Source organism: Acidobacteriota bacterium, from assembly GCA_028875725.1.
In the GTDB taxonomy this organism is placed as follows: Bacteria; Acidobacteriota; Thermoanaerobaculia; order Multivoradales; family Multivoraceae; genus Multivorans.
On record JAPPCR010000023.1, the window covers coordinates 254,773 to 266,461 of the forward strand.

Here is an 11,689-nt window from a genome sequence, read left to right on the forward strand (position 1 = left end):
CATGACCACGAGCAGTTTCGTCGTCCCCAGTTTCCCCTCCCGACTCACTCTCATCACGACCCTGGCCGCGGTCGTCGCCGCGGGCGTCGGCTCCGCAGCCTTCGCGCAGGAACCCGAAGAGAAGGAACGTTCGGTCCGGGTCATGGTGCTCGGGGACGGGCAGGTCGAGGTCATCGAGAATGGCAGGAACGTCCAGGGGCTGGCGGTGAAACGCGCCGCCTCAGCCCAGGAGAACGCCCACGTGCTGCGGAAGCTGGCCGATGGGGTCCGACCGACACTCGCCCTGCACTGGGGCGGCGCCTACCTCGGGGTCGAACTCGTCAACCTGAACGAGCCCCTGAGGGCTCACTTCGGCGTGCCCGAGGGCAGTGGAGTGATGGTCTCGAACGTCGTCGACGGCAGCCCTGCAGCTCGAGGCGGCGTCCAGGTCGGCGACATCCTCACGCGCTTCGACGGCGAGGACGTAACGTCCTCACGGAAGCTGACCGCGATGGTCCGAAAGGCGGAAGCCGGAGATCCGGCCGACCTCGAGATCTGGCGCGACGGCAAGGTCGAGATGGTCAGCACGACCCTCGATGAACGTCCACGCCCTGACCTCAGGGCCAACTACTTCTCCTTCCTGCGCGGGAGCGAAGATCTGGACGGCGACGGGGAGATCGAGGTGTTCGTCAGTCCCGAGAACGTGCACGAGAAGATCCAGGAGTACTTCGACGGCGACGAGTGGAAGGAGCGCCACGAGCACATGCAGCGCTTCCTCCACGAGCGACGCCCCGACATGAAGGCGCTAGAGGATCGCCTGGCGACCCTGAAGGAGCAGTTGGAAGCGCTGGAGCGCCGCCTGGAGAAAGAGGGTCTCGCCGAAGAGAACTAGCGCCGTCCTCCCACTCGGACAAAGGGGGGTCAAGCGGGTAGGGTTGCCGGCACCCACTTGAGGCGCCCTATGAGATCGGGGTACACGGTTGCCATCATCGGCGGTGGGGCGTCGGGGGTTGCTCTGGCGGCCCGGATCGTCGAGCACCTTCCGGCCGGACTGAGCACGGCCAACCTGTCCATCGCGCTATTCGACGCCCGCGGCTGCGACGGCGGCAACGCCTACGCACCCGACGCGCCCAGCAACCTGATGAACACCACCTGCGGTGCGATCGATCGAGTCTTCGGCGGCAGCTTCGGGATTCTCCAATGGGCCGAGGAGAACCCAGCCAAATGGCAGCCCTACGTCGAGCGAGCGGACCTCGAGGCCGGCGCCTACATCCCCAGGCCGGTGGTGGGTCTGTACCTGTCGGACCTCCTCGACCATGCCCGACGACAGGCCGCCGATCGCGGGTTCTGCCTCGACCTGGTCGTCGACGAGGTCATCGATATCTCGCCTCCCGGCGATCCCGACGCCGACTACGTCGTACACAGCCGCGCCGGCGGCGACTGCAAGGCCCGCTACGTCTACCTCGCGGTCGGGCACCTGGAACGATGCCGCACAGAGGACTACCAGCATCAAGCCCGCTACCGCCACAATCCCTACCCGATTACCGGCCTCGTCGACGAGATTCCGAAGCAGGCATCCGTCGGCGTGATCGGAACCCGGCTCACCGCGATCGACGTGGCGCTCGGCCTCGCCGCCGCTGGGCATGCGGGGAGCATCCATTGCGTCTCGAGACGCGGACGCCTGCCAGCCGTGCGGGCGGACCGGGGCAAGTACCGATTCAAGGAACTCGAACGCGAGGATCTGCGGCGGCGACTTCTGGGGAAGACGCAGTCGAAGCTCCGTCTCTCCGACATCGCCGCGATGCTCGGCAGGGAGATCGAGCACGCCGAGGGGCGCCACCTGTCTCTTGGCGAGATCGTCGACGGCGATCGGTCGCCGATCGACTACTACGAGCGGGAAATCGCCCTGGCGGCCGGTAAGGCCAGACCCTGGCAGGCAGTGCTGTACGCGACGAACCGCAACATCGACCTTCTATGGCATCACCTCCACGAAGACGACAGGCAGCTCCTGATGTCCGAGTGGCTGAACGACTGGCTGACCTATCGCGCGTCCATACCACGAGAAAACGCGGAGAGAGTGCTGGCGATGATGAAGTCCGGTCAACTGACGGTCCAGGGCGGAGCCCGGAAGTTCGAGTACGACTCCGAGGCCGGTTCGTTCCGCATCCAGCTGGCCTCCGGCGGCCCCCTGCAAGTGGAGTACCTGGTGTCCGCCACCGGCTTCGCCAACCGTATCGAGCAGGCGGACAGCCGGCTGATGAAGAACCTGCTGTCCAGGGGACTCGTCGTGCCCCATCGGTACGGCGGCGTCGACTGCGTCTTCGAAACGGGACAGGTTCGCCCGCGTGCCGGCGCGGCGGCGGGTGAATCGCGGATCTTTGCCTTGGGCCCGCTCACCAGCGGCGTGTACTTCTTCACGACCGCTCTCGAGATCATCGCCAGACAGGCGGCCCAGCGGACACACGACCTGGCGTTCATGCTGGGTGTGGAATGGCTCGATCAGCCGGAAACCGAGGCGTGGGTCGATGACTTCCAGGCCGGACGCGCCGGAGACGCCGAAGGTCCCGGTCTACGACATGGCGAAGGTCCGGACCTCCTCGGACATCTGCTGTCGAGCGATCAGACGGAGTTCATCGACTTCAAGCAACTCCGGCTTCTGAACGATCAGATCCGGGACGAGGACTTCGAGACGGCGGTCGACCGCGACCCGTCCGCTCCCTGACGATCGGGGACCGGCGCCGCGGCGGATGCCTCGCTATTGCTAGCGGAGCTCCGGCAACCGGTACCCCGCGGCGCCGAGGTCGGCGCGCACGGTCTTCTTGTCCATCTTCCCGGTGGACGTGAGCGGAATCGAATCGACGACCAGGACATCATCCGGCAGTTGCCACTTCGCAAACCGTCTGGCGCAGTGCGTGAGCACCCGCTCCCGGTTGACGCTCGCGCCTTCGTCGAGAACGATGAGCGCGACCGGACGTTGCTCCCAGCGGGGATGGGGCTGTGCGACCACGCATGCCTGGGCGACGCCATCGAGCGAAAGGATGTGGTTCTCCAAGTCAACCGAGGAGATCCACTCGCCGCCGCTCCTCACGAGATCCTTCGAGCGATCCGAAATGACCAGGCACTCCCGGCGGTCGATGCTGCCCACATCGCCGGTGATGAGCCAGTCGTCATGGAACTGCTCCGGCCGCGGGCTCCGGTAGTACTCCGAGCACACCCAGGGTCCCCGGACCAGAACGTCGCCGGTCGCGCGGCCGTCGTGCGGCAGGCGATTGAAGTCCGGGTCAAAGATCTCCACCTCCACGCCGGGCAACGCCTGGCCGGCCTTCGCCACCTCCGCAAGGTACGCCTCAGGCGCCGCCGTCGCGCGCCGGCCGCTGTCGGGACGCGCGACACGACGGGAGAACGTGACCAGCGGGCTCGTCTCCGTCATGCCCCACTCCTGGATCATCTCGACGCCCAGGGCCTCCCAGTACCAGCGTGCCAGGGCCGCCGGCACGGCGGAGCCGCCGCTGACGATGCGCGACAGCCTCGACAGATCGAACGCACCGGGGCGATCCACGCAGACCGCGCGGACGTCCTGCCATACGGTTGGCACGCCGGCGGCCAGAGTGACGCCCTCCTCCGCGATCAGTCGGACGAGCCGCTCGGGGCGCGTGAAGCGATGCGGCATGACCTGCTTGCACCCAAGTGTCAGCGCGGCCCAGGGAAGGCCCCAGCCCATGACGTGGAACATGGGCACCACGCCGCAAACCGTGTCGGTTGCGGAGAGACTCATGGCGTCCGTCATGCACATCGCCGTGGTGTGCAGGTACTGCGAGCGGTGCTCATACTGCACGCCCTTGGGATGTCCGGTCGTACCGCTCGTGTAGCAGAGGCCGAGCGGCGCGGTTTCGTCGATTCGCGGCCACTCGAAGCGCCCGGACCACGGGGCGATGAAGTCTTCGTAATCGACGGCGCCCGGGAGCGACGTCGACCAGCCCTCGCCCCCTTCCTCGACCGCGACCACGACCTTTTCGACCGTGGGCAGGCGGTCCGCCAGCGGTTCGAGCCGCACAAGCAGGTCGGCGTCCGAGACGATCAGACGAGGCTCGGCATGGTTGACGATGTAGGCGATGTCCCTGCCATGCAGACGGACGTTCAGGTTGAGCAGAACGGCGCCCATTCCCGCGAGTGCGCAATAGACCTCGAGGTGGCGCGACCCGTTCCACATGAACACGCCGACCCGGTCACCTACGCCGACGCCGGCGTCCCGGAGGGCGTGGGCGAGTCGATGCGCCCGAAACAGGGTCTCACGCAAGTCCTGGCGTCGCGTGCCGTTGGCTGTTGCCGTGACGACCTCGGCGTCCGGCGCGAGCCGGGCCCCACGCTCGATCAGCCGCGACATCAGCAGCGGAGTGCGTTGCATCCCTTCCGCCGACCCACCGCCGCTACAGGACCGCGTCCTCCCACTCGGAGAGCATCGTCAGCAACCGGCCCATCATCTCGTCGACCTCGCCGGCGTTGATGGAGAGAGGCGGCGCCACCCAGATCGGCAGGCCCCGGGCCATCGCGGGATGGCGGGCGGCGCCGTAGAGCGAGCTGTACATCGCCAGACCGTTCTTGAGCGCCAGGGACTGGAAGAGCGTCTGCGCATCGACACTCTTATCGAAGAACGCCATCGTCTCCTTGTCGGCGACCAGTTCGATCGCCATCATCAGACCCCAGCCCCGCACGTCGGCGACTGTCGGATGGGAGAGCAGTTCGTCGCGGTAGGAGAAGAGCCGCGGGCTCTGCTCGTTGCAGTTCTCGATCAGCTTCTCGTCCCGGATGATGTTGATCGCCTCGCAGGCCGCCGCGCAGCCCAGAGGGTGACCGCCGAACGTGAAGCCATGCACGAACGAGTAGCCCTTCTCGAAGGGTTCGTTGAGCCTGCTGGAGACCGACACCGCGCCGAACGGCACGTAGCAGCTCGTGATGCCCTTGGCCATCGTGATGATGTCGGGATCGACGCTGAAGTGATCCATCGCGAACCACTTCCCGGTGCGGCCGAATCCGGTGACGACCTCGTCGGCGATGATCAGCACCTCGTGGCGGTCGCAGATCTCCCGGATCGTGCGCCAGTAGCTGTCCGGCGGGACGCAGGCGTAGTCCGCGCCGCACCCGTGGGGCGTCGCCAGGAAGGCGGCCACGGTCTTCGGGCCGGCGTAGTGAATCGCGGTCTCCAGCGCATGGGCGCACTGAACGCCCCACTCTTCGCGGCTCATCCCCTCCGGCCGATCGAAGTCCGAGTACTGCCGGATGCCCGGCCACTTCGGCAACATCGGCTCGAACCGCGACTGGCTGGCGGGGTTGTGCGACACGCCCAGCGTGGCCAGCGTCATGCCGTGGTACGAGTCCCGGTGGCTGACGATCTTGTACTTCGTCGGATTGCCCAGCGCGATCTGCGCCTGGCGGGCCAGCTTGATCGCGGTCTCGACGGCCTCGGAACCGCCCGAAACGAGGTAGGTGTGGTCGAGGTCGGCCGGCGTGATCTCGGCGAGCAGCCGACAGAACTCGGCCCGTTTCGCGCTGGCGAGAGAGGGATGGGTGTAGGCGTAGTCCTCGAGCTGCGCCGCGATCGCCCGCTTCATCCTGGGGTGGTTGTGCGGCAGGTTGACAGCCATCGGCCCACCCGAGGCGTCGAAGTAGCGGTTACCTTCCCGGTCGTAGATGAACACGCCTTCGGCACGCTCGATCTCCACGTCCATCGGGTGGTACGAGAAGACGTGACGCCAGTCGCCTTCCGGGCGGAGAGGGCGAGACAACGGCTGCGTTTCTGGCACGGTTGCGGGCACGGTTGCCATCGACGTTGCTCCAGGTTGGGAAGAGGGAAGAAGGCATCGTAGCAAGCTGCTACGGTTATCCGCTTCCCGGCAGAACGGGAGTTGGAGGAGCGATGTCCCAACCCACAGGCAGCGAACGGATGGAACGGATCGTGGCGCTCGCGAAGCGCCGCGGATTCGTTTTCCCGGCCTCCGAGATCTACGGCGGGATCAACGGATTCTGGGACTACGGGCCGCTCGGCGTCCAGCTCAAGAACAACCTGCGCGACGCCTGGTGGCGCGACATGGTCGAGTCCCCGCCGATCGGCCCCGACGGCACGCCGCTCTCGATCGTCGGCATCGACTCCTCGATCATCCAGAACCCGAGGGCCTGGGAGGCCAGCGGCCACGTCGGCGGCTTCTCCGACCCGATGGTCGACTGCCGCGAGACGAAGGCCCGCTTCCGGGCGGACCACCTGCACGTCCTGCGACCGAAGCGGGAGCTGGAGGCGCCCGCCTACTTCGCCTACCTGGAGGGCGAACCGGAGCCGGCGGTGAAGACCGCCCGCAAGGCGATGCGCGGCCGGCCGAGCCTCGACGACTTCGAGTCGCTTCCCCTCTCCGAACTCGACGAGTCCGAACGGGCTCACGTCTGGGCCCCCGGCGCTTCGGAGGCGGGAACGCTGACCGAAGCGCGCGACTTCAACCTGATGTTCAAGACCTTCGTCGGGGCGGCGTCCGGCGAGGAGAACACCGCCTATCTGCGCCCCGAAACCGCCCAGGGCATCTTCCTGAACTACAAGGGCGTGCTGGACACATCGCGAGTCCGCCTGCCGTTCGGCATCGCGCAGATCGGAAAGGCCTTCCGCAACGAGGTCACGCCCAGGAACTACACCTTCCGCACACGCGAGTTCGAGCAGATGGAGATGGAGTTCTTCTGCCATCCGTCCGAGGCCAGGCTCTGGTTCGAGTACTGGACGAAGCAACGGATGGACTGGTGGAGCGATCTCGGTCTGGCCGGCGACCGGCTGCGCCTGCGCCGGCACGAGGCGTCCGAGCTCGCGCACTACGCCCAGACCGGCGAGGGCACCTTTGACGTCGAGTACCGGTATCCGTTCACCGAGCCGGACTACGGCGAGCTGGAAGGCGTGGCCCACCGCGGCAGCTTCGACCTGGAGCAGCACCAGGAATGGAGCGGCGTGAAGCTGGAGACGTTCGATCCGGAGACGCGGGAACGGTTCGTGCCGCACGTGATCGAACCCGCCGCCGGCCTCACCCGCGGCGTCCTGGCCCTCCTCTGCGAGGCCTACTCGGTCGACGAGAGCCGGCCTTCCTCCGAACTGATGCGCTTCCCTCACCGCCTGGCGCCAATCCACGCCGGCGTCTTCCCTCTGGTCAACAAGGGCGGCATGCCGGAGATCGCGGAGGCCCTCTACCTCGAGCTGCGTCGCCGCTACCGCATCCAGTACGACGCGAAACAATCGATCGGCAAGCGCTATGCGCGGATGGACGAGGCCGGGACCCCTTACTGCTTCACCGTCGACGGCCAGACGCTGGAGGACCGGACGGTCACCGTGCGGGACCGCGACACGGGCGCTCAGGAAAGGCTGTCGGTCGATGCCGTGTCACGCTACCTGGACGAGCGCCTCAGCCTCTGAGCTCAGCCTCTGAAGCGTGCCATTCTGGCGCGGTGCGCCGTTGCCGCCACTCGATGGCGGCAACGGCGACCAGGAGAACAAACTGAGGAAGTGGCGCGGAGGAGGTCCGGTTGGAGGGATTCTGGAAGGGCTCGTCGCGTCTTGAACGCGCGAGCTGGAGGTTCCGAGCAGGAGGCTCTACCGGCATATGGGCACTGGCAAACGGCTGACCAAGCGTGTCGAGTAACGCGGCCGTGCCGCCGGTTCGCTCGCTGTTGGGGAAGGAATCTGTTTGAGGGGGACCTCCTCCGATGGTTTCCACATCTTCGGGATGACGCTTGCAATCCCGACACCCAAAGGAAGAAGCAAGGTCCGTGCCAGGTCCGCTAAACGGCGCGTTCGTGCGTCGCCCGCCGCGGATCCTCGATGCGGATCAACTTCCGCAGGGCCAGCAGATGCAGCACGGTCGCCACCAGGAAGACACTCTCGATCGGGGCCACCTGGCTGACCACCCCGGCGGTCAGGAACCCCGCCACGCCGCTCGCCTCGGCCAGCGAGTGGGTGGCAGCGATCCGCATGGGACGGTCCCGCTCGCGGCCGAACTCGAGGACGAGATTCTGGGACGCCAGCATCACGCCGGAGAACCCCGCCCCTACCAGCAGGAAGACCGCGTACGCGATCGGAAAGGCCGGCGCCCAGAGCACGGTCAGGCTGCCGAGAATCCAGGAACCAAGCGCCAGCACGTACACGGCGCGGTACCCGGAGCGGTCCCCAAGCAGGCCCCACATCAGCGCGCCCACGGACTGCGCCGCCGCGAAGGTGACGGTCAGACCGGCCAGACGCGTACCGCTGACGCCGAACCGCTCGCCGACCAGCAGGACGTAGAACGGCAGGGCGCCCCGGGCGGCGCCCGTCAGCAGCCGCGCCGAAAGGAAGCGGGCGTAGTGGGGGTCGGAGCGCAGGAGATCCGGCAACTTGCCGAGCCGGGCGCGCAGGTCGAGTCCCGCGTCGTGGACATCGAGGGCCGCGGGCTCGCGAATGAAACCCATGAACGCCAGCCCGGTCGCCGCCAGCAGCGCGGCGCCCAGGAAGGTCAGGCCGTAGCCGCGGGGAAAACCGTACTCGTCGAGCACCCAGCCCGCGGCCACCGAGAGCAGGATCACCGAGATGCCCGCGGCCAGGTTTCGCGTTCCCTGGAGCCGCCCGCGACGACCGACGGGTACGGACTTCGCGAACAGCAGGTTGAACGCGACCATCTGCATGCCGCTCGAGAGGCCCCACATCAGCAGCACGGGCCAGACCAGGAACACCGCGACCTCCACCGGAGCGAAGAGCGCCAGCAGGGCCAGCAGCAGCACCTGGAGCCGCATCAGGCCGCCGAACAGCAACGCCACCCACTTGACGTGGCTGCGGTGCTCGACGAACGCGGCGCTCAGAAGCGGCGACACGAACATGCCCAGGCTCTGACAGGCGGAAGCCAGGCCCACCGCCGCATTGGCGCCGGTCAGAAGGTTGATGTAGGTTGGCAGGAAGGTCGGGGCCTGGAGCAGCCGGAACCCCGTCATCCCGAGCAGGCCGTGGGCCAGGAGGGCAGCGTAGTTGCGCCGCCGGTCGAGGCGGCTGTGACCTCGGTCGGCGGAGGACATGCCTGACCCCAAGGTAACACGCAGCCGAAGCACGATGACGCTCCCACATCAGAGCCCCGACGGTCTGCAGGAGACCTTCCGTCGCATCGTCCGGTTGATTCCCGAGGGCCGCGTGGCGACCTACGGCCAGATCGCCGCGCTGGCGAACCGCCCGCGCAACGCCCGGCAGGTGGGTTATGCGCTGGCCCGACTGAACGGCCACGACGTGCCCTGGCACCGCGTGGTCAACGTCAGGGGCTCGATCAGCGAACGCGGACTCGATCCGCTCGAGAGCGTGGAACGGCAGCGCTTCCTGCTCCAGGAAGAGGGCGTCGTCTTCGACCGCCGGGGCCGCATCGACCTGGACCGCTTCGGGTGGAGACCATGAGGGCAACGCGGCTCTCAACTCGCTACGGCGGGCTGCTGGCGATCGCACTGCTCACCGCCGCGGCATGCGGCGACGCGGGACAGGACGTCCCGGAAGCGTCGACTCCCGGCCAGGCGACTCCGCCCGAAGGGATGGTCCGCGTGCCAGCGGGAGCCGTTCCCCGTCCCGGTGGGGATCAGCGGGTCGCGGCCTTCGATCTGGACACCCACGAAGTGACGAACCGCGACTTCGCCGCGTTCGTCGACGCGACCGGGTTCGAGACGGAAGCCGAGCGCTGGGGCTGGTCCCTCGTCTTCCACCCCGAGGACACCGTGAACCCGGATCTCGAACAGCGCGTAGCCGGAACTCCCTGGTGGCTGGCCGTCGAAGGCACCTACTGGCGTCATCCCCGCGGACCCGATTCCGAGGCGGAAGCCGACCTCCCGGTCGTCCACGTGAGCTGGGGAGACGCCAGGGCCTACTGCGACTGGCGCGGCAAGCGCCTGCCGACCGAGGCCGAATGGGACCTCGCCGCCGGCGCCGGCAACGACGGCGAAGGCCGGGCCCACTATCCCTGGGGCGACGAGCCGGCCCCGGAAGGCCAATGGGTAGCGAACGTCTGGCAGGGCGACTTTCCCCGCCGGGACGACGCCGCCGACGGCCACACCTACCTGGCACCGGTCGGCTCCTACCCGTCGAATGCGCTGGGCGTCTTCGACCTCGGCGGCAACGTCTGGGAGTGGGTCGACGACTGGTATCGGCCCGGCGGCGCCAGCGGCGAGAAGGTCCTGAAAGGCGGTTCCTGGCTCTGCGCCGCCAGCTACTGCGAGGGCTACCGGAACGCGAACCGGAACCAGTCGGCGCCCGACTCCGGTCTCGACAACACCGGCTTCCGCTGCGCCCGCAGTCCACGCTGAGCCTCCCCACGCGCTGATCGTCGCCGCTTCGCGACGCGTTGTCCTCCGCGGGTCAGAGGACCCGCGGTTACAGGGACTTTCACGGATTCCTGAAAGTTCCAATAGTTCAGTCATATTTCGAAAAGAAAAATCTCCAGCGCGGCACATTTCCGTGCTACCGTCCTTTTCTCTTCTTTTCGTACCGGCCGGACCGGCGACACATTGAACCCGTCGCCAGCGCGCCCGGAAACGACCCTCAGGTTCAGCGAGGAAGGACGAAATGACGAAAATCGATACGGGCATCGCCTCCATAGGACTCCACCTGCCGCCACTGGCCATGCCGGTGGAAGAACTCGCGTCGCTCCGCGGCGTCGACCCGGACAAGTACCGCATCGGGCTGGGCTGCTCCGAGATCTCCCTCTGCCCGCCGGAGTTCAGCATCGTCGATCTGGCCTCCGAGGCCGCCCGGCGCGCCCTTTCCCGATGGGACGGCGGCCTGGAGGACATCGGCATGATCGCCGTCGGCACGGAGACCGCGGTCGACATGAGCCGGCCGCTCTCCGCCTTCGTGGCTGACGAACTCGGCCTGGTCGGGAACATCCGCTCCTACGAAGTCAAGCATGCCTGCTACGGCGGCACCCTGGCCCTGCGCCAGGCCTGCGAGTGGCGCATGTCCGGCGCGGCCCGGGAGAAGGCCGCCCTGGTGGTCGCCGCCGACATCGCGCTCTACGAACAGGGTGACCCGGGAGAACCGACCCAGGGCGCCGGGGCCGTGGCCTTCGTCGTCGACCGGCCCGAGATCGCACAGGTGGGTCTCGACACCCACGCCTGGAGCGAGCCGGCCTTCGACTTCTACCGCCCGGTGGGCGAGTCCTACCCGAGGGTCGACGGCAAGCTGAGTCTCGAGTGCTACAAGAAGGCGGCCGTGGAGTGCTTCAACGCACTCGCCGACGGTCGAAACCCGGCCGACGTGATGGAACGGTTTTCCGCGATCTGTTTCCACGTCCCGTTCCCGAAGATGGTCAAGAAGGCGTTCCACCTCGTCGGCGAAGTGGCGGGCTGGTCCGCCGAACGGATCCAGCAGATCTACAGCGACAAGGTCGAACCGTCGATGCTCTGGAACAGGCTCTCCGGGAACTCGTACACGGCCTCGCTCTGGATCGCTGTGGCGAATGCCCTCCAGGGGCTGAAGACCGGCGAGCAGGTGGCCGCCTTCTCCTACGGTTCCGGCTTCGGTTCCGAGATCCTCTCTCTGGTCGCGGGCCCGCGCGCCAGGGACGCCGCATGGGCGCAGGACATCGAACACGACGTTTCCAGTCGCCGACAGGTAGACGCAAGCGGCTACAGCCTCCTGCGCGCGGCAGTTCGTACGGCGGCCGCGTAAGTCGACCCGCGGACGCCGGCC

Annotated in this window: 9 protein-coding genes; 6 read left to right on the forward strand and 3 right to left on the reverse strand. The window is 67.5% G+C overall.

The features are described from left to right. Nucleotide 1 precedes the first annotated feature (1 nt). Together OXI49_16715 and OXI49_16720 are read left to right on the forward strand one after the other, a co-directional pair. Complete coding sequence (locus OXI49_16715; protein MDE2692147.1) at nt 2-871, forward strand: PDZ domain-containing protein; 870 nt, start codon at nt 2-4, stop codon at nt 869-871. Nucleotides 872-940: 69 nt separating this feature from the next. Then, on the forward strand, nt 941-2,701 hold the full coding sequence (locus OXI49_16720; GenBank protein MDE2692148.1) for an FAD/NAD(P)-binding protein: 1,761 nt from the start codon (nt 941-943) through the stop codon (nt 2,699-2,701). Nucleotides 2,702-2,740: 39 nt separating this feature from the next. Here the strand turns inward: OXI49_16720 and OXI49_16725 are convergent, their stop codons facing one another. Together OXI49_16725 and OXI49_16730 are read right to left on the reverse strand one after the other, a co-directional pair. Continuing rightward, a complete protein-coding gene (locus OXI49_16725; GenBank protein ID MDE2692149.1) occupies nt 2,741-4,384 on the reverse strand; it encodes a long-chain-fatty-acid--CoA ligase in 1,644 nt (547 codons plus the stop codon). 22 nt (nt 4,385-4,406) lie between these two features. Next, nucleotides 4,407-5,762 (reverse strand): aminotransferase class III-fold pyridoxal phosphate-dependent enzyme, encoded by a 1,356-nt coding sequence (locus OXI49_16730; GenBank protein ID MDE2692150.1) that lies wholly within the window; start codon nt 5,760-5,762, stop codon nt 4,407-4,409. 131 nt (nt 5,763-5,893) lie between these two features. Between OXI49_16730 and OXI49_16735 the strand changes: the two genes are divergently transcribed. Beyond that, on the forward strand, nt 5,894-7,417 hold the full coding sequence (locus OXI49_16735; protein ID MDE2692151.1) for a glycine--tRNA ligase: 1,524 nt from the start codon (nt 5,894-5,896) through the stop codon (nt 7,415-7,417). Between the two features lie 365 nt (nt 7,418-7,782). Here OXI49_16735 and OXI49_16740 read toward each other — a convergent pair whose 3' ends face one another. Then, the gene (locus OXI49_16740; protein ID MDE2692152.1) at nt 7,783-9,042 is read right to left on the reverse strand and encodes an MFS transporter; all 1,260 of its coding nucleotides are present in this window, start codon (nt 9,040-9,042) and stop codon (nt 7,783-7,785) included. A gap of 34 nt (nt 9,043-9,076) precedes the next feature. On the opposite strand from OXI49_16740, the gene OXI49_16745 reads away from it, so the two are divergent. The 3 genes from OXI49_16745 (at nt 9,077) to OXI49_16755 (ending at nt 11,668) form a co-directional block, all read left to right on the forward strand. Then, complete coding sequence (locus OXI49_16745; GenBank protein MDE2692153.1) at nt 9,077-9,409, forward strand: MGMT family protein; 333 nt, start codon at nt 9,077-9,079, stop codon at nt 9,407-9,409. Then, entirely contained in the window at nt 9,406-10,305 is a 900-nt protein-coding gene (locus OXI49_16750; GenBank protein MDE2692154.1) for an SUMF1/EgtB/PvdO family nonheme iron enzyme, read from the forward strand. The genes OXI49_16745 and OXI49_16750 overlap by 4 nt, the downstream gene beginning before the upstream one ends. A 259-nt stretch (nt 10,306-10,564) precedes the next feature. Further along, nucleotides 10,565-11,668, forward strand: a complete 1,104-nt coding sequence (locus tag OXI49_16755) for a hydroxymethylglutaryl-CoA synthase (GenBank protein MDE2692155.1) — start codon at nt 10,565-10,567, stop codon at nt 11,666-11,668. Nucleotides 11,669-11,689: the final 21 nt, after the last annotated feature.